This window comes from Nocardioides sp. GY 10127 (genome assembly GCF_004919085.1).
Classification (GTDB): Bacteria; Actinomycetota; Actinomycetes; order Propionibacteriales; family Nocardioidaceae; genus Nocardioides.
In genome coordinates this window covers 33,742-56,562 of record NZ_STGL01000002.1, presented here as the reverse complement: position 1 = coordinate 56,562, position 22,821 = coordinate 33,742, and the positions used below count along the sequence as shown (strand labels likewise).

Below are 22,821 nucleotides of genomic sequence, written 5' to 3'. Positions count from 1 at the left end.
GACCATGCCCACCAAGCCCCCGTCCGTCGAGATCGAGGTGGACGACCGCGTGGTCCGGGTGAGCAACCCTGACCGCGTCTACTTCCCGGCGACGGGGGCGACGAAGCTGGACCTGGTCGAGTACTACCTCGCGGTGGGTCCGGGCATCGTGAACGCCCTGTGGGAACGGCCGTGCATGCTGCACCGCTACCCGAAGGGCCTCGACGGGCCGAAGGTGCACCAGAAGCGGCTGCCGGCCGGGGCCCCGCCGTGGGTGGAGACCGTGCAGCTGCACTTCCCGCGGTGGAACCGGACGGCCGACGAGCTGTGCGTGACCGAGCTCGGCGCCGTCATCTGGGCGGTGCAGATGTCGACGGTGGAGTTCCACCCCTGGAACAGCAGGCGCGGGCACACCGAGGAGCCCGACGAGTGGCGCATCGACCTCGACCCGGGCCCGGCGTGCGACTACGCGACGGTGCAGCGCGTCGCCGGGGTCGTGGAGGAGGTCCTCGCCGAGCTCGGTGCGGTGGGGTACCCCAAGACGTCCGGGAGCAAGGGCCTGCACGTGTACGTGCGGGTGCCCCCGGCGCACGGCTTCGCCGACGTGCGGCGCGCAGCCCGGGCGTTCGCCCGGGAGGTGGAGCGGCGCACCCCCGAGGCGACGACGACGTGGTGGACGAAGGACCGGGACCCGGCGGCGGTCTTCCTCGACTGGAACCAGAACACCCGGGACCACACCATCGCCGCGGCCTACTCCGTGCGGGGCGTGCCCGACGCCCGGGTCTCCACGCCCCTGCGCTGGGACGAGGTGCCCGACGCGGACCCGCGCGACCTCACCATCGCCACGGTGCCGTCCCGGTTCGCCGACCTGGGCGACCTCATGGCCGACATCGACGACCACCCGTTCGACCTGGCGCCCCTGCTGGAGTGGGCGGCGCGGGACGAGGCGGCCGGTGACGCCCCGCCGGGAGGAGAGCCGGGGGCGGACGCGGAGGACGCGTGAGCACGGACACGCGGCCCGGCCACGTCCACAGGTAAACCCCAGGTGTGCTCTCAGCGGGCACTCAAGCAGCATCCGTAGCTTCCTACCTGTGATCGAGGAGCCGCGCGATCCACGTCCCCGCGGAGGAGCCCGACCCTGGTGGTCGGGGCGGGGAACGAGAGCAGACGGCTGTACGACCGACACCCATGTCCGTGGGTGCCCCGTCCGGCGTCCGGCCCGTGCGGTGCCAGGCTCCAGCCGCCTGGTGTCCGCGAGGGCCGGGTCCCGGACGGGGTGTCGGTCGGTCCCCGCCGGCTGGGTCCGGCACCTCCCGGGCGAGAGTCTCTGACCCGCCCCCGTCCCGCACGCCAGCTCACAGTCGCGGCTCACAGGCTCGGCACAGATCGGGCTCAGCCGCGCGGCGGCGGCCCTGCCTAGCGTGGTGGCATGCCCAGCGAGCAGCCCAGCACCCCGACCCTGCACCGGCACCGCCGTTTCGGCTCGGTGACGGTCCTGCTGAACGCCCGCGCCAGGCGCGCGCCGGGGGCGGCCGCCAAGGTCCGCGCCCAGCTCGAGGCGGCCGGGTGGGAGCACGCCCACCTGCGCGTCCTCGCTGACGGCCGCGGCCTCGGGGTCGCCCTCGAGCAGGCGCTCTCGGAGCGGCCGGACCTGCTGGTCGTCGGCGGCGGGGACGGCAGCGTCACCGCCGCCGCCCACCGGGTGGCGGGCACCTCGACGGTGCTCGGCGTCCTCCCGCTCGGCACCGCCAACGACTTCGCTCGCACCGTCGAGATCCCGGACGACCTCCGCGGCGCGGTCCGCACGCTGGTCGAGGGCCACGTGGTGGACGTCGACCTGGGTCGCACCGGTGACCACTCGTTCCTCAACGCCGCCTCGGTCGGCCTCTCGGTGGCGGTCACCGAGCGCCTCACCCCGCGGCTCAAGCGTCGGCTCGGCCCGCTCGCCTACCCGGTCGCCACGCTGCTGGCCTACCGCGGCACCCCCGGCTTCGCCGCCCGTCTGGAGTTCCCGGCGGGCGACCACGGCACCCTGGAGCTCGAGGACGTCCTCCAGGTGACCATCGGCAACGGGGTGCGCCACGGGGGAGGCAACCTCGTCGGCCCCGACGCCTCGATCGACGACCACCTCCTGGACGTCTACGCGATCAGCCGCGGCCGGCTGACCGAGCACGTCTCGATCGCGCGCTTCCTCAAGGACGGACGGTTCGTCGAGCACGAGCTCGTCCACCACGTCCGCACGCCGGCGGTGCGCATCCACACCGACGAGCCGATGCCGGTGAATGCCGACGGCGAGCTGGTGGCGACCACCCCGGGCACGTTCCGGGTGGAGCGGAACGCCCTGCACGTCCTCGTGCCCACGACCTCCCGCGCCGCGACCTGGGACGGCCCCGACCTCCCCGGTCCGGGGGGCGACGGGAGCCACGGGGGTGCGGGTCCGAGGCTGCGCGTCTGACAGGATCACGGCGTGGGCATCCAGATCACGCCGAGCATCCTCAACGCCGACTTCGCCGCCCTCGGGGCCGAGGTCGCGCGCATCCCGAGCGCCGACATGGTGCACGTGGACGTCATGGACAACCACTTCGTCCCGAACCTGACGTTCGGGCCGACGATGGTGGAGGCGCTCTCCCGCGCCACCGACCTGCCGCTGGACGCGCACCTGATGATCGCGGAGCCGGACCGGCACGCGCCCGCCTACGTGGAGGCCGGCGCCACGTCGGTCACCTTCCACGTCGAGGCTGCGGCCGCCCCGGTGCGCCTGGCCCGCGAGATCCGCGCGGCCGGCGGCCGGGCGTCGATGGCGCTGCGCCCGGCCACGCCGGTGGAGCCCTACGAGGACATGCTCGGCGAGCTGGACATGCTGCTGCTGATGACGGTGGAGCCGGGCTTCGGCGGCCAGAAGTTCCTCGACCTGGTCGTGCCGAAGATCCGCCGCGCGCGGGCGCTGCTGGACCGCCACGGCCTGGAGCTCCTGCTCCAGGTGGACGGCGGGGTGTCGCTGGAGACGATCGAGCGCTGCGCGGAGGCGGGAGCCGACACGTTCGTGGCCGGCTCGGCGGTGTACTCCGCGGAGGACCCCGACGCAATGGTCAACGCGCTGCGGGAGAAGGCCGCCGCGGTCCTGCCTGCGGGTGAGCAGGCGTGACGTCCGTGCCGGGCCCCGACTCCGCGGTCCCCTTCTCCCTGGCGCCCTACGCGGTGGCCGCCGACCTCTTCCGGGCCGCGACCACGGGCCTGGGCGCGGTCGACCTCGACCTGCCGGTCGGCGCCTGCCCCGGCTGGAGCGTGAGCGACGTGGTCACGCACGTGCTGGACGACCACCTGCGCGTGCTGGCGACCACGGGCGTGGACGACGAGACCGCCGACGTCCTGCGGGTGTGGGAGCGTCACCTTCTCGACCACCCGCAGACGCCGGTGTGGACGACGGAGCTCACGCTCCACGGCCTGGACGTCGCGCGCGCTGTCGGCCGCACGCCCCAGCTGCCGCCCGAGCTCGTCGACCACCTGGAGGCGTTCGCCGCCGAGCAGGGCGAGGCGCTGGACGCTCCGGGCGGCTACGTCGCGCGCACCCCCGGGTCCGACGACCGCCTGGAGGTCGTCCTCGCGCGCTACGGCCGGCCCGCTGCCTGAGTCGGCCTCCGGACCGAGACCTGGACCGACCCGTGTGACGTACCCGGCGGGAACAAACCTCGGCCACCGTGGTTGACTACGGGTGACGAGCAAGCATCACGCTCGCGTGCTCTGGGGTCGGTGAAAGTCCGAGCCGGCGGTGAAAGTCCGCGACCCGGTCACAGCCAGTGACCGGTTGACCAGGTGGAACTCCTGGACCGACGGTGAGAGTCCGGATGGGAAGCGCACGCAGCAGTGGACTCGCCGTCGACGTCCCGCCCCGTGCCACCGCGCCCGGCAGCCGTCGACGGGTGCGGCCACCGTTCCTGCGCAGCCCCGGATCTCGCGGGCCCGGACGGACGGACGCACCATGACAGCGCAGGAGCAGCGCCGAGAGGCCGAGACGGCCGCCATGCGGCGCGCCCTCGCGCTCGCGGCGACTCCTGGCGTGCCGCTCGGCCCGAACCCGCGCGTCGGCTGCGTGCTGCTGAGCCCGGCCGGCGACGTCCTGGCCGAGGGCTTCCACCGCGGGGCGGGCACCGCGCACGCCGAGGCGGACGCCCTGGCCCGGGCCGCGGCCGCCGGCGTCGACGTCCGGGGAGCCACCGCCGTGGTCACGCTGGAGCCGTGCAACCACACGGGCCGCACCGGCCCGTGCGCACAGGTGCTGCTCGGCGCCGGGGTCGCCCGCGTCGTCCACGCCCAGTCGGACCCGAACCCCGTGGCCGCCGGCGGGGCGTCGACCCTGCGCGCGGCCGGCGTCGAGGTGGAGTCCGGCCTGCTCGCCGAGGAGTCGCGCCTGCTCAACGAGGTGTGGACGTTCGCCGTGGAGCACGGCCGGCCCTTCGTCACCTGGAAGCTCGCGGCCACCCTCGACGGCCGCTCGGCCGCCCCGGACGGCACCAGCCGCTGGGTCTCGGGCACCGCGAGCCGCCTCGACACCCACCGTCTGCGGGCCCTCGCCGACACCATGCTGGTCGGCACCGGCACGATCCTGGACGACGACCCGCTGCTCACCGTCCGCGACTCCGACGCGAACCCGCTGCCGCACCAGCCGCTGCGCGCCGTCATGGGCCTGCGCGAGGTGCCGGCCACCGCGCGCGTCCTCAACGGCGACGCCGAGACCGTCCTGCTGCGCACGCGCGACCCGCGCGAGGCCCTCGACCGGCTCTTCGCGCTCGACCGCCAGCACGTCTTCCTGGAGGGCGGCCCGACCCTGGCCGGAGCCTTCCTCCGCGCGGGGCTCGTGGACGAGATCGTCTGCTACACCGCCCCGTTCCTGCTCGGCGGCGGCCGCTCGGCCGTGGCCGACCTCGGCATCGGCACCATCACCGACGCCTACCGCCCCCGGGTCGTGGACGTCGCCGTCCTCGAGCCCGTCGTCGCGGGGGAGACCCCCGACGTCCGCTTCACCCTGCGCACGGACGGCGTCCCCGTCGCCGTCACCCGAGAAGGAGACCACTGAGATGTTCACCGGCATCGTCGAGGAGCTCGGCACGGTCGTCGACGTCACCGACACCGGCGACGCGGCCCGGCTCACTGTTCGTGGGCCCCTGGTGCTCGAGGGCACCGGCCTGGGCGACTCGATCGCCGTCAACGGCTGCTGCCTCACCGTCGTGGAGGCGCTGGCCTCCGACCCCGACGGCCCGATCGACTCGTTCACCGCCGACGTCATGGCCGAGACCCTGCGTCGCACCAGCCTCTCCGGCGTCGCGCCCGGCGACGCGGTCAACCTCGAGCGCGCCGTGACCGCCGAGAAGCGACTGGGCGGCCACATCGTCCAGGGCCACGTCGACGGTGCCGGCGAGATCCTCGCCCGCACCCCCAGCGAGCACTGGGAGGTCGTCGAGGTCTCGCTGCCCGCCGAGCTGGCGCGCTACGTCGTGGAGAAGGGCTCGATCACCGTCGACGGGGTCAGCCTCACCGTCGTCGACGCCGGCGAGACGTCCTTCACCGTGAGCCTCATCCCCGAGACGCTGGCCCGCACGGTGCTGGGCACCCGCGCCGTCGGCGACCGGGTCAACCTCGAGGTCGACGTCATCGCCAAGCACGTCGAGCGGCTGCTCGCGCACCGGCTGGGCGGCGAGCCGTCGTGAACCCGGTCGAGTGGCTCCTCGAGGGCACGATCAGCGTCCACGGCGGCGTCCTGAGCGTCCGGGAGGTCGTCGGCAACCTCTTCGGGCTGGCCAGCGCGCTGCTCGGCATGCGTCGGCTCGTGTGGGCCTGGCCCGTCGGGCTGGTGGGCAACGTCCTCCTCTTCACCGTCTTCCTCGGCGGCCAGGTCGGGCACGTGACCGAGGAGCCGCTCTGGGGCCAGGCCGGTCGCCAGCTCATGTTCGCGGCCGTCGCCGTGTACGGCTGGTGGCGCTGGAGCCACGCCCGGGGGGCGGACGACGGCGGTGCCGTCGCGCCGCGCTGGGCGAGCGGCCGGGAGCGGCTGGCGCTGGTCGGCCTGGCGGTCGTCGGCTACGTCGCCTGCTACGCCCTGCTCGGCGTCATCGGCTCCTACTCGCCGGCCACCGAGGCGTGGATCCTCGCCGGGTCGATGCTCGCCACCTACGGGATGGCCCGCGGCTGGGTCGAGTTCTGGCTGGTGTGGATCGCCGTCGACGTCGTCGGCGTCACCACCCTGGTCCGGGCCGGCTACTACCCGACCGCCTTCATGTACCTCTTCTACGCGCTGTTCGTCGTGTGGGGCTTCGTGACCTGGTGGCGCGTCAGCGCCCGCGTCCACGACCTCGAGGACGCCGCGCGGACCCAGCCCCACCCGCACCACGAAGGAGCACGCGCATGAGCGACCGAGACCACCCGGACTTCGGGCACGACCCCAAGGACGGCCACGACGCGCACGCGCCGCACGACAACGCCGCCCTGCGGGGCGTCCGCCTCGACAGCATCGAGCGGGCGATCGCGGACATCGCGGCCGGCAAGGCGGTCGTCGTGGTCGACGACACCGACCGCGAGAACGAGGGCGACCTCATCTTCGCCGCCTCCAAGGCGACCCCGGAGCTGATGGCCTTCACCATCCGCCACTCCAGCGGCGTGATCTGCGTGCCGATGCCCGGCAAGCGGCTCGACCAGCTCGAGATCCCGCTCATGACCCCGCACAACAAGGACGCCTTCCGCACCGCCTACACGATCTCGGTCGACGCCCGCGACGGCGTCTCCACCGGCATCTCGGCGGCCGACCGCGCCCACACGGCCCGGGTCCTGGCCGACTCCGCCACCGAGCCGTGGGAGCTCACCCGCCCCGGCCACGTCTTCCCGCTGCGCTACCGCGAGGGCGGCGTCCTCAACCGGCGCGGCCACACCGAGGCCGCGGTCGACCTGGCCCGGATGGCCGGGCTCAGCGAGGCCGGCGTCCTCGTCGAGGTCGTCAACGACGACGGCAGCATGAAGCGCGCCCCCGAGCTGCGGGAGTTCTGCGACGAGCACGGGCTCGCGCTGGTCTCCATCGAGGACCTCGTCGCCTACCGCCGCCGCACCGAGGTGCTGGCCGAGCGGGCCGCCGTGACGACGCTGCCGACCCGCTACGGCGACTTCACCGCCGTCGGCTACCGGATGACCGTCGACGACTCCGAGCACGTGGCGCTCGTCCACGGCGACCTCGAGGACCTGTCCTCGGGCGAGCCCGTGCTCACCCGCGTCCACTCCGAGTGCCTCACCGGTGACGTGTTCGGCTCCGCGCGCTGCGACTGCGGCCCGCAGCTGGAGGAGTCGCTGGAGCGGATCGTCGCCGAGGGCCGCGGCGTGGTCGTGTACCTGCGCGGCCACGAGGGCCGCGGGATCGGGCTGCTCGCCAAGCTGCAGGCCTACCAGCTCCAGGACGGCGGGCGGGACACGGTCGACGCCAACCTCGACCTCGGCCTGCCGGCCGACGCGCGCCACTACGGCGCCGCCCGCCAGGTGCTCGGCGACCTGGGGATCGAGCGGGTCCGCCTGCTCACGAACAACCCCGACAAGGTCTCGAACCTCACCGAGTACGGCATCGAGGTCGTCGAGCGCGTCCCCATGGCCGTCCACCCCAACGACCACAACCTCGCGTACCTGCTGACGAAGCGGGACCGCATGGGCCACGTCCTCCCCGACCTCGAGGCGGAGCTGCCCACCCGGACCACCCCCACCCCCGACAAGGACGGAGCACACGCATGAGCGGACACGGAGCACCCACCACCGAGGCCATCGACGCCAGCGACCTGCGGGTCGCGGTCGTCGCCGCGTCCTGGCACACGCAGGTGATGGACGGACTGCTCGACGGCGCCGCCCGCGCCCTGGCGGACTTCAAGGTCGTCGACGCGCCCGTCGTGCGCGTGCCGGGCACGTTCGAGCTGCCGGTCGTCTGCGGTGCCCTCGCGGCCCAGGGCTACGACGCCGTGGTCGCGCTGGGCGTCGTGGTCCGCGGCGGGACGCCGCACTTCGACTACGTCTGCAACGCGGCCACCGACGGCCTGACCCGGGTGGCGCTCGACCACACCACCGCGATCGGCTTCGGCGTCCTCACCTGTGACGACGACGCCCAGGCCCTCGATCGTGCCGGGCTGCCGGGCTCGAGCGAGGACAAGGGCTACGAGGCGGCCAGCGCCGCCCTGCTCACCGCTCGGACGCTGAAGCAGGTGCAGCGGGGGCTGCCGGCCGGCTGACCAGCAGGACCGAGCCGACGGCGCCGACGACGAGCCAGCCGGCGAGCACCAGGAGCCCGACCCCGTTCCCGGTGCCGCCGAGCGGCCCGTCGAAGTACACGGTGTCGCGCACCAGGGTCGTCGCGGCGCCGTTGGGCAGCCAGGGCCCGATGACCCGGTAGAACGCCGGCAGCAGCTGCTGCTGGTAGGCGCCGCCGGCGCTGGGGTTGCCGAGGATGACGAAGAGCGCGATCGCCGCGCCGATGCCGAGCGTGCCCAGGAGGGCCTGCAGCGTCAGGGTCACGGCGGCCACGGCCATCACGGTGAGACTGCCGACGAGGCCCAGCGGCAGCAGGTGCCCGGACCAGACGTCGAGCACGTGCTCGGAGACGAGGAACGCGCCGCCGAAGCCCGCCAGCAGCGAGTAGGGCACTAGGACCGCGAGGCGGACGGCGGCGTGCCGGCGTCCCCGTGCCCGCGAGCCGTCGGCGATGCCGACGAGGCTGGCGACCAGGTAGCCGCCCACCACCCAGCCCAGGGCCAGGTAGAAGCCGGAGAGGCCGCGGGCGTCGCCGTCGGAGATCGGGACGACGTCGCTCACCGTCACGGTGCGACCCTGCTGGGCCTCGGCGCCGTCGATGACGGTCTCCACGGCGGTGACCAGCGACGAGCCGCCGCCCGACGCGACCACGAGCAGGTCGGTGTCCTGGCCGGGGCGCAGGACGAGCGCGGCGCTGACCGTGCCGTCCTTCACGGCGGCCCGCGCCTCGGCCGCGGTGTCGTACGTCGTGGCGTCGAGCGGGTCGCCGTCGATCGCGTCCAGGGCCGCGGCCACCTGGTCCGCGCCGGTGCCGGCCACCGCGATGCTCACCTCGTGCGGGGTCGGGTCGTGGAACGCGCCGACGTAGCCGGCGACGAAGCCGAGCTGGAGGAGCAGGGCTCCGACCACGAGGACGAGCGTGCGGCGCGAGAGCCAGGGGGAGTGGGCCTCGGGGCCCTCGTGGCGGGGGGCGCGCTCGCCCTCGTGACGGCCCTCGTGGCGGCCCTCGTGGTGCGGGAGGTGGGTGTGGTGCGCCGACGCTGCGTCGGCGGCGTGCTGCGGCTGGTGCTGCTGCTGGTGCTGGGTGGGGTTCGAGGTCACGTCTCGACATTACGATGCAAAACGTATTGAATGCAAAGTGCATCGAGTGTGCTGTCGAGCACGCCCGGAGGGAGGATGACGCCGTGGAGACCAGCAGCACCCCGGCCGCGGCCCGAGGGCCGCGTCGCCGGGAGGAGACCCGGGCCCGGCTCGTGGCCGCTGCCGCCGAGCTCGTGGACGAGACCGGGTCCACCTCGTGGGGCGTGCAGGACGTGTGCCGCCGGGCGGGCTTCACCCGCGGCGCCTTCTACTCCAACTTCGCCGACCTCGACGCCCTGTTCCTCGCCGTCTGGGAGGAGCGGGCGGAGGCGCTGGTGAGCCACCTCGAGGTGGAGGTGGCTGGACGTCTGGCCGACGGTCCGCTGGACCTCGAGGCCGCCGTGGAGGAGGTCGTGGCCGTGCTGCCGTTGCGACCGGCCTGGGCGGCCGCCCGGATGTCGCTCCTGGCGCGCTCCGCGGCCTCGCCCGAGGCCGCGGTGGTCCTGGCCCGGCACTCCGAGGACCTGCGCCGGCGGCTCGGACCGCTGCTGGTGGCCACCCTGCGCGCCGCGGGCCGGGAGCCCGACACGAGCGCCGAGACGCTCGTCGACCTGCTCATGGCGGGCGTCGACGGGGCGCTGCTCCAGGAGGCCGTCGAGGGGGAGGCACCGGGCTCCCGGCTGCGGGTGCTGGCTCGCGTCGTCCTCCTCGGGGCGTCCCGACCCCGCGGTTGAGGTGACCGGCTCCTACGATGGGTCCATGCGGGTGGGCCTGACGGGAGGCGTGGCCTCGGGGAAGAGCACGGTGGCCGCCGTGCTCGCCGAGGCCGGCGTGGTCGTGATCGACGCAGACGGCCTGGCCCGCGAGGTGGTGGAGCCCGGCACCCCCGGGCTCGCCGCCGTGGTGGGGGAGTTCGGCGAGGACGTCCTGGACGCCGACGGGCGGCTCGACCGTCCGGCCCTGGGGCGGATCGTCTTCGGGGACGCCGACGCCCGCCGTCGGCTCGAGGCGATCCTGCACCCGCTGGTGCGGGCCAGGGCGGCCGAGATCGAGAGCGCTGCCCGGGCCGCCGACGCGCACGCGCTCGTCGTGCACGACATCCCGCTCCTCGTGGAGACCGGTCGCGCGGGCGAGTTCGACGCCGTCCTCGTCGTCGACGCCCCCGAGGAAACCCGGGTGGCCCGGATGGTGGGGGACCGGGGCTGGACCCCCGAGGACGCCGCCTCCCGCATCGCCGCCCAGGCGACCAGCGAGCAGCGCCGCGCGGTCGCCACCCACGTCCTGGAGAACACGGGGACGGTGGAGGACCTGCGGCGGCGGGTCGGCGAGGTCCTCGCCGACCTGGCCGAGCGCGCGGGGCGGGCGTGAGCGGGCGGCACCGCGCCGACCCGCCGCCACGCACCACCGGTCGCCGTGCGCTCGTGACCGGGGCGGTGGCGGGCGTGGCCGCGGCCGGCGCCGCCGGCGCGTGGGTCGGTCTGCGCGGCGGGGACGGTGGCGCGGCCGGCGTCCGGGCCGTCGCCGACCTGTCCGGGTCCGACTCCGGTAGCGACGCCGCGTCCGCAGCCTCTGCGTCCTCTGCGTCCTCTGCGTCGGCCTCAGCCTCGACCTCCGCGTCCGCCTCCCCGGACCCCGACACCCCGCTGGCCTGGGGCCCGACGGTCGGCGAGCTCGAGGACGCCCGTGCCCTCGTGGCCGAGATGTCGCCGTCGGCGCTGGCGGGTCAGGTGATCGTGGGCCGCTTCTCCTCCACGGACCCGGACGTCCCGGCGGACCTCGTCCGCACCCTCGGCCTGGCCGGGGTGTGCGTGACGCCGGAGTCGGTCTCCGACAGCACCCAGGTGCGGGCGCTCACCGCGGCCGTCACCGCCGCTGTGGCCGAGTCCCGCCCCGGTGTGCCCGCCGTGATCGGCGCCGACGAGGAGGGCGGGACGGTCGAGCACCTGCGCGCCGTCGCGACCTCGTTCCCGTCCTTCGCCACGGCTGGGCAGGCGATCACCGCCTCAGGGTCCGCGGGGCGCCGCGCGGTCCGGGAGGCGGCGCGCTGGACCGGTCTGGAGATGCGCGACCTCGGCTTCACCTGGGTCTTCGCCCCCGTCGCGGACGTGACGATCGGCGCCGCGGACGTCACGATCGGGACCCGGTCGGCGTCACAGGACCCGCAGGTGGCGGCCACGGCCGTCGGGCAGGCGGTGCGCGGGTACCTCGCGGCGGGGATCGTCAGCACCGCCAAGCACTTCCCGGGGCACGGCTCGGCCACGGTCGACTCCCACGAGGCGCTCCCGGTCATCACCGAGAGCCTCGCGGAGCTCCGCGAGCGGGACCTCGTCCCGTTCGAGGAGGCCGTCGCCGTCGGCTCGCCCGCCGTGATGGTCGGCCACCTCGACGTCCCGGCGCTGGCTCCCGGTGGCCTGCCGACGAGCCTGTCGGCGGCCGCCTACACCTACCTGCGCTCCACCCTCGGGTTCGCGGGCGTCGCGATCACCGACTCGATGGGCATGGGGGCGGTCATGGCCGTCCCCGGACGCGCGGTGAAGGCGCTGGCGGCGGGCGCCGACCTGCTGCTCATGCCCGCCGACACCGCCGGTACCCACGACAGCGTGCGCCGCGCCCTGGCCTCCGGGGCCCTTGAGCGCGACCGCGTCGAGGAGGCCGCCGCCCGCGTCGTCGCGCTCCAGGCCTGGCAGGCGCGGGTCTCGGCCCAGGTGGCCGTGCCGACCGACGTCACCACCAGGACGCAGCAGGCCGCCGCGGATCTCTCCGCGGCGGCCTGGGGCTGAGCCGACTGCTGCCGGCCCGGGCGGGCCGGTGTGCTCAGGCGGCGCCGGCGGCCAGGTCGGGGTCGGCGAAGCGACGCAGCTTCTGCAGCGCCTCCCGCTCCAGCTGGCGCACGCGCTCGGCGGAGATGCCGTGCTTGGCGCCGATGTCGGCCAGCTTGTGCTGCCGGCCGTCGGCCAGGCCGTACCGCGAGCGGATGATGTCGGCCGCACGGTCGTCGAGCTGCCCGACCAGGCTGTTGAGCCGGTCGCGGGACTCGACGTCGAGGACGGTGAGGTCCGGCCCGGGGGAGGTCTCCTGCGCCATCAGGTCGCCGAGCGAGGTGTCGCCGTCCTCGTCGACGGGGGTGTCGAGCGAGACGTGCTCACGGCCCCACGAGAGCAGGTCGATCACGCGGTCGACCTCCATGTCGAGCTCGGAGGCGATCTCCTCGGGCTCCGGGTCGCGGCCGAGCTGGCGCTCGAGCGTCCGACGGGCGCCGGAGACCTGGTTGAGCTCCTCGACCACGTGGACGGGGAGCCGGACGACGCGGGCCTGCTGGGCGATGCCGCGGGTGATGGCCTGCCGGACCCACCAGGTGGCGTACGTGGAGAACTTGTAGCCCTTGGTGTAGTCGAACTTCTCGACCGCCCGGATGAGGCCGGTGTTGCCCTCCTGGATCAGGTCGAGCATCGGCATCTGTGCACGGCCGTACTTGCGGGCGATGGAGACCACGAGCCGCAGGTTCGCCGTGATGAAGGTGTCGACGGCCTTCTGGCCCTCCTCCGCGAGGTACTCGAGCTCCTCGCGGGTCGCGCGGCCCGGCGCACCGCCCTTCGCCCGGCCGACGCGGCCGGTGTCGAGCAGGTGCTGGGCGTAGAGCCCGGCCTCGATCGTCTGGGAGAGCTCGACCTCGCGGGCGGCGTCGAGCAGCGGGTTCCGGGCGATCTCGTCGAGGTACAGCCCGACGCTGTCGCGACCCTCGATCTCGCGCGTGGTGCTACGGGTTGCGGTGCTGGTTGCCATGGACCCTCCTCTGCGCGTGGACGGCGACGTCCACGCTTCTCAACGCCCTTGGGGTTGCCCGGATTCCCCCGGTTCAACCCACCCCTTCTGGAAGGGGCTTCACCAGGTCCGACGAACGACCGGGGCCGGGAGTTGCAGCCAAGGAGAACTCTCAGAGTCTTCTCAGCACCTCACCCGTGAGGAGTGCCCCAGGTCACACCTGTGCAGTGGGTGCGGCGGGGTCGGAGGGGGCCCCGGACGCGAGCGGCGTCACGTCGGCCAGGCCCATGCGGTCCAGCATCCACGAGAGCGCGAAGGCCCGGTCGCGCCAGGCCTTGTACCGGCCGGAGACGCCGCCGTGGCCGCCGCTCATCTCCGTGCGCAGCAGGATGTCCGGCCGACGGTCCGGCACGCTCGCCCGCAGGCGCGCGACCCACTTGGCCGGCTCCACGTAGAGCACGCGGGTGTCGTTCACGCTCGTCTCGGCGAGGATGGGCGGGTACGGCCCGGAGGTGACGGTGTCGTAGGGCGCGTAGGCGGCGATGTAGTCGTAGACCTCGGGGTCGGCCTCGGGGTTGCCCCACTCGTCGTACTCCGTGACGGTCAGCGGGAGGCTGGCGTCCAGCATCGTCGTGAGGTTGTCGACGAACGGGACCCCGGCCACGATCCCGGCGAACAGCTCGGGGGCGCGCGTCGCGACGGCGCCCATGAGCAGGCCGCCGGCGCTGGCGCCCTCCGCGACGAGGGTGTCGGGGCTCGACCAGCCCACGTCGACGAGGTGCTGGGCGCAGGCCACGAAGTCGGAGAAGGTGTGCTGCTTGCGCAGCAGCTTGCCGTCGTCGTACCAGCGGCGACCCATCTCGCCGCCCCCGCGGACGTGGGCGATGGCGAACGCGGCGCCCCGGTCGAGCAGCGAGAGCCGGGCGATCGAGAAGTAGGGGTCGATGGACGTCTCGTAGGACCCGTACCCGTAGAGCAGCGTCGGGACCGGGCCGTCGGCCGCGGCGCCCTTGCGCGCGACGAGGGAGACGGGCACGCGGGTGCCGTCCTCGACGACCGCCCAGAGCCGGTGCTCCTCGTAGTCGTCGGCGTCGTAGCCGCCGAGCACGGGCGTGCGGCGCAGGAGGTGCAGCTCGCGGGTGCGCACGTCGTAGTCGTAGACGCTCGCCGGCACCGCCATCGAGGTGAAGCCCAGGCGGACCACCGGCTGGTCGAACACGGGGTTGCCGGCGGCGCCGACCGTGTAGACCTCGGCGTCGAACTCCACCAGGTAGTCGTCGGTGACGCCCTCGCCCGGGCCCTGGCCGAGCTCGAGGATGCGCAGCTGGGTGAGGCCGTCGCTGCGCTGGTGCACCGCCAGGTGGGTGGCGAAGGCGTCGACGTCCTCGAGCCGCACGGCGGGGTCGTGGGCGATGAGCGGGGTCCAGGCGGACGCCGGGGTGGGCACCGCGGGCGTCCGGGCGAGCTCGAAGTCGGGGCCGGTGGCGTTGTGCAGCACCAGGAAGCAGTCCTCGCCGCCGATCCGCGCGTGCTCGAGGTTGTAGTCGACGCCCTCGACGCGGGCGGCGAACACCTGCCAGCCGGCCGCCTCGTCGTCGGCGTCGAGGAAGCGGTACTCGGAGGTGGTCTTCGAGCCGGCGGCGATCATGAGGAAGCGGTCGGAGCGGGTGCGGCCGACGCCGACGAAGAAGCGCTCGTCGGTCTCGTGGTGCACCAGGTCGTCGGCGTCCTGCGAGGTGCCCACGGTGTGCCGCCACACCTTGTCCGCGCGCCAGGAGTCGTCGACGGTCGTGTAGTAGAGGTGCGTGCCCGAGCGGTCCCAGGTGCCGCCGCCGAGCGCGCCCTCGATGACGTCGGGCAGGTCCTCGCCGGTGGCGAGGTCCCGGACGCGGATCGTGTACCGCTCGTCGCCGACGACGTCGACGGCCCACGCGAGGCGGGAGCCATCGGGGCTGATGGCCGCGCCGCCCAGGGAGAAGAACTCGTGGCCCTCGGCCATCGCGTCGAGGTCGAGCAGGACCTCCTCGCCGGGCAGGGCGGGCTCGTCGTGGCTGCAGTGCTCGGCGGGGGTCGGCGGCGTCCAGTCGTCGGGATCGCTCACCGGCACCCGGCAGGTGGCGCCGTACTCGCGACCCTCGAACGAGCGGGCGTAGTACCAGTGGCCCCGGTTGCGCGTCGGCACCGAGAGGTCCGTCTCGCGGGTCCGGGACCTGATCTCCTCGAACAGGCGCTCGCGCAGGTCGGCCAGGTGGGACGTGCGGGCCTGCGTCCAGGCGTTCTCCGCGGCCAGGTGCGCGGTGACCTCCTCGGAGTCCTTCGCGCGCAGCCACTCGTAGTCGTCGGTCCGCACCCGGCCGTGGATCTCGCGGCTCGTCGTCCGCACCGCGGCGAGTGGCGGCTGGGTGGGCTGGTCGGCCTGAGGGGAGGAGTCGGTCGCCATGCGCGCGAGCCTAGGCGGTGACACCCTCTCCGCCACGGTTGCCCTACCGTGCGGAACATGGCCGCAACCGACCTGTCCGGACCGTTCGACGGTGAGGGAGCCCGACCAGGGGCCCCCGGGCCCGCCGCGGTGGTGGACCTGAACGCGGACCTCGGGGAGGAGGTCACGGACGACGAGGCCCTCCTCGACGTCGTGACCAGCGCGAACGTCGCCTGCGGGTTCCACGCCGGCTCGCCGGCGATCATGCGGGCCGTCTGCGAGGGCGCCGCGGCGCGCGGCGTGAGCGTCGGCGCGCAGGTCTCCTACGCCGACCGGGAGCACTTCGGACGTCGCGCGCTGGACGTGCCGTACGCCGTCCTGCGCGCCCAGGTGGCCGAGCAGGTGACGGCCCTGGCCGATGCCGCCGCGCAGGCCGGGACCGTTGTGGCCTACCTCAAGCCGCACGGCGCGCTCTACCACCGCACGCGCACCGACCCGGAGCAGGCGGACGCGGTGTGGTCGGGCTGGGAGGACGCGGGTCACGGCGCGCGGCCCGTCCTCGGCATGCGCGGGGAGCTCCTCGACCTGGCCGCCGCCCGGGGCGCCGGCGTGCTCCTCGAGGGCTTCCCGGACCGCGCCTACACGCCCGACGGCTCGCTGGTCGACCGCTCGCTGCCCGGCGCCGTCCTCACCGACGGGGACGAGATCGCCCGGCGGGCGGTCGCGCTCGCGGCCACGGTCGACTCGGTGTGCGTGCACGGCGACCACCCGGGCGCGGTCGCGCACGCGCGGGCCGTGCGGGCGGCGCTGGAGGGTTCCGGGTGGACGCTGCGGGGCCTGTGAGCGCGCCGGGGCCGGTCGTCCCGCGGCTGCTGCCGTGCGGGCCCGGTGCCTGGCTCGTGGAGGTGGACGGGCCGCAGGAGGCGGCCGGGCTGGCGACGCACCTGCGCACGCGCCTCGGTGCCGGCCTGCGTGAGGTGGTCCCCGGCGCCACGAGCGTGCTCGTCGAGACCGCCCCGGGAGGTCCGCGGGGTAGGGGCCTGGGCCCGGAAGCGCTGGGCCGCGTCGTCGACGACTGGGCGCCCGCGGCAGCCGGCTCCCAGCAGGCGCCGGCCGTGGTCGTGCCGGTCACCTACGACGGCGAGGACCTGCCCGTCCTCGCCGAGGCCTGGGGCTGCACGGTCGCCGAGGTGGTGCGGCGGCACACGGCCGCCTCCTTCGTCAGCGTGTTCTGCGGCTTCGCCCCTGGGTTCGCCTACCTGGCCGGGGAGGACGGGTCGTGGCCGGTGTCCGTGCCGCGCCTGGCCAGCCCCCGGCCACGGGTGCCGGCGGGCTCGGTCGCGCTCGCCGGGGGGTGGTGCGGGGTCTACCCGACCGCCTCGCCGGGCGGGTGGCGGCTGCTCGGTCGGACGGACGTCGTCCTGTTCGACGCGGGGGCCGATCGGCCAGCCCTGCTCGCCCCGGGCACCCGCGTGCGGTTCGTGGACGCCGCCCAGGAGCGCGGCGGTGACGGCCGTGCCTGACGCGCTGGTCGTGGAGGCCGTCGCCGGCCCCGTCCTCGTCCAGGACGACGGGCGGCCCGGCTGGGCCCACCTGGGCGTGCCGCGCTCGGGGGCGGCCGACACGGCGTCCGCCGGCCTGGCGCGCCGGTTGGTGGGCGCCCCGGACGGCTCGGCCCTGCTCGAGGTCGTGCTCGGTGGCTTGACGGGGCGACTCGAGTCGCCCCGCGGGCGGTGGATCGCGGTCACCGGCGCACCCGCGCCCCTGCGGGTCGAGGGGCGGGCCGCCCCGCACGCCACGGCGGTGTGGTGCCCGGCGGGCGCGCGGGTGTCGCTCGGCGTCCCCGCCACCGGGCTGCGCAGCTACCTGGCGCTGGGGCACGGTCTCGCCGTGAGTCCGGGGCTGGGTTCGGGGCTGGGTGCGGTGCTGGGCTCGGCGTCGACGGACACGATGTCCGGGCTCGGGCCGGCGCCGGTGCGCCCGGGGGACCAGCTACCGCTCGCCGCGGGTCAGGGCTCGCCCGCCCCCGCTGCCGGGCTGCTGCCGCTCGGGCACGACTGGCCGGTGCCCTCGGTGCGCCGCGGCTCGTTGCGGCTGCATCCCGGGCCGCGCTCCTCGTGGGCCCGGGGCGCCTCGGGGGAGGACGCGCTGGGCGCCCTGACGGCAGGCGTCTGGGAGGTGGGGGCCGCCTCGGACCGGGTCGGGGTCCGCCTGCACGGGGCGGACGGTGCGGTGCTCGTGCCGACGGGCACCCAGGAGCTGCCCAGCGAGGGGGTCGTCCTGGGGGCGGTGCAGGTGCCGCCGTCCGGTCAGCCGGTGGTCTTCCTCGCCGACCACCCGACCACCGGCGGGTACCCCGTGGTGGCGGTCGTGGACCCCGCGGACCTGCCCGCGCTGGCGCAGGCGCGCCCCGGCGAGCGGGTCACCTTCACCCGCGCGCCCCGGTGACCGCAGCCGGGCCGTCCTCCGCGTCCCGCGCGTCGTCCGGCGCTTCGGCGGACTCCGACTCCGCCTCCGAGCCGTCCGGCGTGTCCTCGGGGGCGGCGTCCTCGGGGGCGGCGTCCTCGGGGGCGGGCGGCTCCCAGGGGCGCAGCGACGGGTCGTCGACGGGGAACGACCGCACCGGCCCCGCCGGGCTCTCCCGGGTCTCGAACCGCACCGTCACGACGCCCCGGCCGGCGCCCCAGACCCATCCCCGTCCGTGCTCGGCGTGCTCGACGTCCGCGCCGGGCGCCCACGTCGACCCCTGGCGGGCCCGCGGGGGCTCCGGCAGGGCCTCCTCGTCGTCCGGACCGTCGGCGTCGGGCTCGGCCAGGGTGGAGAAGAGGTCCTCCTGGACCCAGTCGGCGAGCCCGGAGACGCCGACGCCGAGCAGCCGGACGCCGCCGCGCAGCTGGAGGCCGCCGTCCGCCCCGGCGGCCAGCTCCGCGAGCAGGGCCCTGGCCAGGCGGGCGACGGTGGCCGGGTCGTCGGTGGGGGCGGGCAGCGTGCTTGACCTGCTCACCGTCGTGAAGTCGTGCAGCCGCACCTTGATGGAGACCGTCCGGCCGGAGGCGCCGCCCTCGCGGAGCCGGCGCGCGACGTCCGCGGACTGGCGGACCAGGACGGCCTCCATGACGCGGACGTCGGTGAGGTCGGTGTCGTAGGTGGCCTCAACACTCACGGACTTGGCCTCGCGCTCGGGGACGACGGGACGGTCGTCCTGGGCCCGGGCGAGCTGGTGCAGGCCGCTGCCGTGTGCGCGGCCCAGCAGGGAGACGAGCTCGTCCAGGCCGACCCGCTCGAGGTCGGCGACCGTCGTGACCCCGGCGCGTCGCAGCCGCTCGGTGGTGGCGGGGCCGACGCCGGGGATGACGGTCACGGCCATCGGCCGGAGCAGGTCGAGCTCCGTCCCGGGGGCCACCACCACCAGCCCGTCGGGCTTGTCGAGGTCGCTGGCGACCTTCGCGAGGAACTTGCTGCTGGCCAGACCCACCGACGAGGTCAGCCCGTGCGTCACCTCCGACACGGCCGCCCGCAGCTCCTCGGCCACGGCGGTCACCGTCCCCAGCTCCAGGTCGGGGAGCCCGGCCGCGGCCAGGTCGACGAACGCCTCGTCGAGCGAGAGCGGCTCCACCAGCGGGCTCACCGCGCGCAGGACGCCCATCACCTGGGCGCTCGCCTCGCGGTAGGCGCCGAACCGGCCGGAGAGGAAGGCGGCGTGGGGGCAGCGGCTGCGGGCCTCGCGGGTGGACATCGCCGAGCGCACCCCGTAGCGGCGGGCCTCGTAGGAGGCGGTGGCCACCACGCCCCGGCCACCGGTCCCGCCCACGACCACGGGCTTCCCGCGCAGGGACGGCTTGTCCCGCTGCTCGACCGACGCGAAGAACGCGTCGAGGTCGAGGTGCAGGACGGAGGCGTGGGCGCGCACGCGCCGGAACCTACCCGCGAGCGCCGACAGGACCCGCGTCGCGGCCGGGGCGGGCCGGATCGAGGGGCGGTACCGCGGGGCCACGAGTCGTCCACAGCCGGTCCGGACGGCGTCGGCGTCCACAGGCGCGCGGCGGGGCGGCCCACGAGGTGCCCAGCGCCGGGAGGGTCCTCGGCATGACCCACGACGATGCCACCGCCTCCCCGGCGGCCCGCCCGCCCGCCGACCAGCCCTCCGCCCGCCCCTCCGACCGCCTCACCGACCGCCTCACCGGGCACGACACCCGCCCGCCGTCGGACCCGGGGCGTCCCCGGCCGTCCACCTACGTGGCCCGCTCGCCGCAGGACCTGGTCGCCCTCGTGCCCGTCGTCCTCGGGTTCGAGCCCGAGGACTCCGTGACGATGCTGACCTTCGGCGCCCGCCGCCAGTTCCACGCGCGCATCGACCTGCCTCCGTCCGACGACCGGGGCGGCGCCGTGCTCGCCGAGCTGGTGGCCGCGCTCGTCGAGCCGGCTCGACGGCACGGCGTGCGCCGCGTCGTCCTGGTGCTCCACACCGCGGACCGCCGCCTCGCGCGTCGGGTGGCGGAGGCGCTGGAGCGGTCCTTCGTCGACGCGGGCATCGACCTGCTGCACGCGCTGCGGGTCGCGGGGGAGCGGTGGTGGACGGCCTGCGGGCCGGGGTCCACCGGGGCCGGCAGCCCGGTCCAGCCGGCCACGCACCCGTTCCGTGTCCGCTCGGTCGTGGAGGGCCGCGTCACCCACGCGAGCCGGGCCGACCTCGCCCGCAGCATCGCGGTGGACGAGGAGGCCGCGGCTGCCGTGGCGGCCGCCCTGCCCGCGGCCACGGCCGCTGCACCGCCGGCCGCTCCGACCAGCCCCGAGGAGGTCACCGCGCTGCTGGACCGGCTGGTGCCGACGGGCCGGGCGGCCACGGACCGTGAGGTGGCCGGCCTGCTGGCCTCCCTGCGGGACATCGAGTGCCGGGACGCGGCGTGGACCCACATGCGACGAGCCACGGCCCCCGACGAGGTCGCGTTCTGGTCCGACGTGACCCGGCGGGCGCCCGAGGTGCACGTGGCGGACGCCGCGGCGCTGCTCGGCTTCGCGGCCTGGCTGGCGGGGCACGGCGCGCTGGCCTGGTGCGCGCTGGACAGGGCCCTGGACGCGCAGCCCGAGCACCCGATGGCCGTCCAGGTCTCGTTCCTGCTGGAGCGGGCGGTCCCGCCCCACGACTGGGACCGCGTCCGCGACCTCGACGCCGGCCGTGGCGGAACCAGGGTTGCCGGGTGAGGCGGCTCCCCGCCGGACGGCGGCCCGGGGACGGGGGCGCCGGGTGAGGCCCCGGGTGAGCGTCCGGGCCCTAGGCTGCGGCCATGGGCGAGGAGGTGGCGGACCAGCGCTTCACGCGTGCGGACCGCACGGCGCACCGGGAGAAGATCCGCCGGTGCCTGGACGTGCTGGCACGGATGCTGCACGAGTCGCGGTTCGAGACCGAGGACCCGATGACCGGGCTCGAGCTCGAGCTGAACCTCGTCGACGCCGAGGGCCGCCCGGCGCTGCACAACACCGAGGCCCTCGAGGCGATCGACGACGACGACTTCACCACCGAGCTCGGTCGGTTCAACCTCGAGATCAACGTCCCGCCCACCCGGCTGCGCGACGGCGGCCTGCGGGCCCTGGAGGACGGGCTGCGCGACCGGGTGGAGCTGGCCCAGCGCGCAGCGGCCGGCCTGGGGGACCAGGTCGCCCTGATCGGCGTCCTGCCGACCCTCGCGAGCCGACACCTCGAGCCGGACGTCATCACCGCCAACCCGCGCTACCAGCTGCTCTCGGACCAGATCCTCGAGGCCCGTGGCGAGGACATCGCGCTCGACATCGAGGGCCGCGAGCGGCTCGTGGCCACCACCGGCTCGATCATGCCCGAGGCTGCCTGCACCTCGACCCAGTTCCACGTGCAGACGACCCCGTCCCGCTTCGCGGCCGTGTGGAACGCCTCGCAGGCGATCGCCGGCGTGCAGCTGGCCCTCGGGGCCAACGCCCCCTACCTGCTCGGGCAGGAGCTGTGGCGCGAGACCCGGGTGCCCCTGTTCGAGCAGGCGACCGACACGCGATCGGTCGAGCTCAAGGCGCAGGGGGTCCGCCCGCGGGTCTGGTTCGGCGAGCGCTGGGTGACCAGCGTCTTCGACCTCTTCGAGGAGGGCGTGCGGTACTTCCCCGCGCTCCTGCCGATCGTGGACGACGAGGACCCGGTGGCGGTCCTGGAGGCCGGGGGCACGCCGAGCCTGGGGGAGCTCCGCCTGCACAACGGAACCGTCTACCGCTGGAACAGGCCCGTCTACGACGTCGTCGACGACGTGCCGCACCTGCGGGTGGAGAACCGCGTCCTGGCCGCCGGGCCCACGGTCGTGGACACGGTGGCGAACGCGGCGTTCTACTTCGGGCTCGTGCGGGCGCTGTCGACGAGTGCCCGCCCGGTCTGGTCGCAGATGTCCTTCCAGGCCGCGGAGGAGAACTTCCGTGCCGGCGCGCGGCACGGGATCGACGCCGAGGTGTACTGGCCCGGCGTCGGTCAGGTCGCAGCCACCGAGCTCGTGCTGCGCAGGCTCCTGCCGCTGGCGCACGAGGGGCTGGCCTCGTGGGGGGTCGAGGCCGCCGAGCGTGACCGGCTGCTGTCGGTCATCGAGCAGCGGTGCCTGCTCGGCACCAACGGTGCCGAGTGGTTCGTCCGCCACGTGACGGCACGGACGGGGGAGCCCCGCGACGAGGCGCTGCGCCACGTCCTGCTGGACTACCTGGCCCACCAGCGCAGCGGGGAGCCGGTCCACACCTGGGAGTGAGGCGCCGGCCGGTCGGGAGCGATTCAGCGGACCGGCCGGACCCTGCGCCACCGCTGGTGCGCGCCGCTGCGCGGGTCGCGCCAGCCGTGCCGGTCGACGACCACGAACACGACACCGGTGCCGATCTCGCGGGCCGCCTGGCAGGTGGCGCCGAGCCACTCGACGTCCACGTCCTGCACCGGGTCCACCGGGCCCGGTCGCGTGAGCCAGACGAGGGGTCGCCGCCCGGCGTCCTCCTGCCAGGAGAGTGCGAGGAGGCCGGAGAGGACCTCCACGCGCAGCGTCCGGTCGAGGCCGTCGTCGGCGGCCGGGAGGAGGCGTTGCCGGCCGCCTGGCACGCCCACGTGGACGAGCGCGGGGAACCGGCGGCGCGCCTCGCCGGAGGCCAGGTCCACGACCGCCCGGCGCAGTGCCACGAGGGTGTCCGCGGCCGGGTCGACGGGCAGCCCGCCGCCCGGCCCGGTCAGGTCGTGCGGCGTCGGCGGGCGAGGTGACGGGTCGGGCACCCGGACATGGTCGCCCAGCGGGCGGCCCGGGAGGCGCGGTCCTCCACAGCCCGCCGCC

Annotated in this window: 22 protein-coding genes and 1 riboswitch; of the genes, 17 read left to right on the top strand and 5 right to left on the bottom strand. The window is 75.3% G+C overall.

What is annotated here, in order from left to right:
- Positions 1–4: 4 nt before the first annotated feature.
- The 9 genes from ligD to ribH all read left to right on the top strand — a co-directional run bounded on the left by ligD (position 5) and on the right by ribH (position 8,228).
- Positions 5–982, top strand: a complete 978-nt coding sequence (ligD, locus tag E8D37_RS02035) for a non-homologous end-joining DNA ligase (RefSeq protein ID WP_206055527.1) — start codon at positions 5–7, stop codon at positions 980–982.
- A gap of 426 nt (positions 983–1,408) precedes the next feature.
- Complete coding sequence (locus tag E8D37_RS02030; protein ID WP_136568116.1) at positions 1,409–2,434, top strand: lipid kinase; 1,026 nt, start codon at positions 1,409–1,411, stop codon at positions 2,432–2,434.
- Positions 2,435–2,446: 12 nt separating this feature from the next.
- Entirely contained in the window at positions 2,447–3,124 is a 678-nt protein-coding gene (gene rpe, locus E8D37_RS02025) for a ribulose-phosphate 3-epimerase (RefSeq protein WP_136568115.1), read from the top strand.
- Positions 3,121–3,609, top strand: a complete 489-nt coding sequence (locus tag E8D37_RS02020; protein ID WP_136568114.1) for a maleylpyruvate isomerase N-terminal domain-containing protein — start codon at positions 3,121–3,123, stop codon at positions 3,607–3,609. The genes rpe and E8D37_RS02020 overlap by 4 nt, the downstream gene beginning before the upstream one ends.
- Before the next feature lie 102 nt (positions 3,610–3,711).
- Positions 3,712–3,841, top strand: a riboswitch (FMN riboswitch).
- 117 nt (positions 3,842–3,958) lie between these two features.
- Positions 3,959–5,053, top strand: a complete 1,095-nt coding sequence (gene ribD, locus E8D37_RS02015) for a bifunctional diaminohydroxyphosphoribosylaminopyrimidine deaminase/5-amino-6-(5-phosphoribosylamino)uracil reductase RibD (protein ID WP_240770137.1) — start codon at positions 3,959–3,961, stop codon at positions 5,051–5,053.
- A gap of 1 nt (position 5,054) precedes the next feature.
- Complete coding sequence (locus tag E8D37_RS02010) at positions 5,055–5,684, top strand: riboflavin synthase (protein ID WP_136568113.1); 630 nt, start codon at positions 5,055–5,057, stop codon at positions 5,682–5,684.
- A 29-nt stretch (positions 5,685–5,713) separates the two neighbouring features.
- Positions 5,714–6,382, top strand: coding sequence for a nicotinamide riboside transporter PnuC (pnuC, locus tag E8D37_RS02005; RefSeq protein ID WP_240770162.1), 669 nt, complete (start codon positions 5,714–5,716; stop codon positions 6,380–6,382).
- Complete coding sequence (locus E8D37_RS02000; protein ID WP_136568111.1) at positions 6,379–7,740, top strand: bifunctional 3,4-dihydroxy-2-butanone-4-phosphate synthase/GTP cyclohydrolase II; 1,362 nt, start codon at positions 6,379–6,381, stop codon at positions 7,738–7,740. The genes pnuC and E8D37_RS02000 overlap by 4 nt, the downstream gene beginning before the upstream one ends.
- Complete coding sequence (ribH, locus tag E8D37_RS01995) at positions 7,737–8,228, top strand: 6,7-dimethyl-8-ribityllumazine synthase (protein WP_136568110.1); 492 nt, start codon at positions 7,737–7,739, stop codon at positions 8,226–8,228. Before E8D37_RS02000 ends, ribH begins: the two co-directional genes overlap by 4 nt.
- Here the strand turns inward: ribH and E8D37_RS01990 are convergent.
- Positions 8,179–9,348: an ABC transporter permease gene (locus E8D37_RS01990; RefSeq protein ID WP_136568109.1), complete on the bottom strand. Its 1,170-nt coding sequence runs from the start codon at positions 9,346–9,348 to the stop codon at positions 8,179–8,181. The two genes, ribH and E8D37_RS01990, sit on opposite strands and share 50 nt — an antisense overlap.
- An 83-nt stretch (positions 9,349–9,431) precedes the next feature.
- Here E8D37_RS01990 and E8D37_RS01985 point away from each other — a divergent pair, with 83 nt between their 5' ends.
- From E8D37_RS01985 to E8D37_RS01975, 3 genes are read left to right on the top strand one after another with little or no spacing between them, the layout of a single operon-like run.
- Positions 9,432–10,061 (top strand): TetR/AcrR family transcriptional regulator, encoded by a 630-nt coding sequence (locus E8D37_RS01985; RefSeq protein WP_168929578.1) that lies wholly within the window; start codon positions 9,432–9,434, stop codon positions 10,059–10,061.
- A gap of 25 nt (positions 10,062–10,086) precedes the next feature.
- The gene (coaE, locus tag E8D37_RS01980; RefSeq protein ID WP_136568107.1) at positions 10,087–10,695 is read left to right on the top strand and encodes a dephospho-CoA kinase; all 609 of its coding nucleotides are present in this window, start codon (positions 10,087–10,089) and stop codon (positions 10,693–10,695) included.
- Positions 10,692–12,107 (top strand): glycoside hydrolase family 3 N-terminal domain-containing protein, encoded by a 1,416-nt coding sequence (locus E8D37_RS01975; protein ID WP_136568106.1) that lies wholly within the window; start codon positions 10,692–10,694, stop codon positions 12,105–12,107. Before coaE ends, E8D37_RS01975 begins: the two co-directional genes overlap by 4 nt.
- A 34-nt stretch (positions 12,108–12,141) precedes the next feature.
- On the opposite strand, the gene E8D37_RS01970 is transcribed toward E8D37_RS01975, so the two are convergent.
- On the bottom strand, positions 12,142–13,110 hold the full coding sequence (locus tag E8D37_RS01970; protein WP_136568105.1) for a sigma-70 family RNA polymerase sigma factor: 969 nt from the start codon (positions 13,108–13,110) through the stop codon (positions 12,142–12,144).
- 193 nt (positions 13,111–13,303) lie between these two features.
- Entirely contained in the window at positions 13,304–15,529 is a 2,226-nt protein-coding gene (locus E8D37_RS01965; RefSeq protein ID WP_136568104.1) for a S9 family peptidase, read from the bottom strand.
- 57 nt (positions 15,530–15,586) lie between these two features.
- Here E8D37_RS01965 and E8D37_RS01960 point away from each other — a divergent pair, with 57 nt between their 5' ends.
- From E8D37_RS01960 to E8D37_RS01950, 3 genes are read left to right on the top strand one after another with little or no spacing between them, the layout of a single operon-like run.
- The gene (locus E8D37_RS01960; protein WP_136568103.1) at positions 15,587–16,351 is read left to right on the top strand and encodes a 5-oxoprolinase subunit PxpA; all 765 of its coding nucleotides are present in this window, start codon (positions 15,587–15,589) and stop codon (positions 16,349–16,351) included.
- The gene (locus tag E8D37_RS01955; RefSeq protein WP_136568102.1) at positions 16,348–17,031 is read left to right on the top strand and encodes an allophanate hydrolase subunit 1; all 684 of its coding nucleotides are present in this window, start codon (positions 16,348–16,350) and stop codon (positions 17,029–17,031) included. Before E8D37_RS01960 ends, E8D37_RS01955 begins: the two co-directional genes overlap by 4 nt.
- Positions 17,015–17,956: a biotin-dependent carboxyltransferase family protein gene (locus E8D37_RS01950; protein ID WP_240770136.1), complete on the top strand. Its 942-nt coding sequence runs from the start codon at positions 17,015–17,017 to the stop codon at positions 17,954–17,956. The genes E8D37_RS01955 and E8D37_RS01950 overlap by 17 nt, the downstream gene beginning before the upstream one ends.
- Here the strand turns inward: E8D37_RS01950 and E8D37_RS01945 are convergent.
- Positions 17,937–19,418 carry a DNA polymerase IV gene (locus E8D37_RS01945; RefSeq protein WP_136568101.1) on the bottom strand — a complete coding sequence of 494 codons (1,482 nt, stop codon included), beginning with the start codon at positions 19,416–19,418 and terminating at the stop codon, positions 17,937–17,939. The two genes, E8D37_RS01950 and E8D37_RS01945, sit on opposite strands and share 20 nt — an antisense overlap.
- A 176-nt stretch (positions 19,419–19,594) precedes the next feature.
- Here E8D37_RS01945 and E8D37_RS01940 point away from each other — a divergent pair, with 176 nt between their 5' ends.
- Both E8D37_RS01940 and E8D37_RS01935 read left to right on the top strand, forming a co-directional pair.
- Positions 19,595–20,710: a DUF4192 domain-containing protein gene (locus E8D37_RS01940; protein WP_136568100.1), complete on the top strand. Its 1,116-nt coding sequence runs from the start codon at positions 19,595–19,597 to the stop codon at positions 20,708–20,710.
- Positions 20,711–20,793: 83 nt separating this feature from the next.
- On the top strand, positions 20,794–22,257 hold the full coding sequence (locus tag E8D37_RS01935; RefSeq protein ID WP_136568099.1) for a glutamate-cysteine ligase family protein: 1,464 nt from the start codon (positions 20,794–20,796) through the stop codon (positions 22,255–22,257).
- 23 nt (positions 22,258–22,280) lie between these two features.
- Here E8D37_RS01935 and E8D37_RS01930 read toward each other — a convergent pair whose 3' ends face one another.
- Positions 22,281–22,763, bottom strand: a complete 483-nt coding sequence (locus E8D37_RS01930) for a hypothetical protein (protein WP_136568098.1) — start codon at positions 22,761–22,763, stop codon at positions 22,281–22,283.
- Between the last annotated feature and the right edge of the window lie 58 nt (positions 22,764–22,821).

What these genes read in the sequence shown, in the direction of transcription:
- ligD (WP_206055527.1), top strand. Translation starts at nt 5, where the DNA reads ATGCCCACCAAGCCCCCGTCCGTCGAGATCGAGGTGGACGACCGCGTG.
- E8D37_RS02030 (WP_136568116.1), top strand. Translation starts at nt 1,409, where the DNA reads ATGCCCAGCGAGCAGCCCAGCACCCCGACCCTGCACCGGCACCGCCGT.
- ribD (WP_240770137.1), top strand. Translation starts at nt 3,959, where the DNA reads ATGACAGCGCAGGAGCAGCGCCGAGAGGCCGAGACGGCCGCCATGCGG.
- E8D37_RS02010 (WP_136568113.1), top strand. Translation starts at nt 5,055, where the DNA reads ATGTTCACCGGCATCGTCGAGGAGCTCGGCACGGTCGTCGACGTCACC.
- E8D37_RS02000 (WP_136568111.1), top strand. Translation starts at nt 6,379, where the DNA reads ATGAGCGACCGAGACCACCCGGACTTCGGGCACGACCCCAAGGACGGC.
- ribH (WP_136568110.1), top strand. Translation starts at nt 7,737, where the DNA reads ATGAGCGGACACGGAGCACCCACCACCGAGGCCATCGACGCCAGCGAC.
- coaE (WP_136568107.1), top strand. Translation starts at nt 10,087, where the DNA reads ATGCGGGTGGGCCTGACGGGAGGCGTGGCCTCGGGGAAGAGCACGGTG.
- E8D37_RS01970 (WP_136568105.1), bottom strand. Translation starts at nt 13,110, where the DNA reads ATGGCAACCAGCACCGCAACCCGTAGCACCACGCGCGAGATCGAGGGT.
- E8D37_RS01965 (WP_136568104.1), bottom strand. Translation starts at nt 15,529, where the DNA reads ATGGCGACCGACTCCTCCCCTCAGGCCGACCAGCCCACCCAGCCGCCA.
- E8D37_RS01960 (WP_136568103.1), top strand. Translation starts at nt 15,587, where the DNA reads ATGGCCGCAACCGACCTGTCCGGACCGTTCGACGGTGAGGGAGCCCGA.
- E8D37_RS01940 (WP_136568100.1), top strand. Translation starts at nt 19,595, where the DNA reads ATGACCCACGACGATGCCACCGCCTCCCCGGCGGCCCGCCCGCCCGCC.
- E8D37_RS01935 (WP_136568099.1), top strand. Translation starts at nt 20,794, where the DNA reads ATGGGCGAGGAGGTGGCGGACCAGCGCTTCACGCGTGCGGACCGCACG.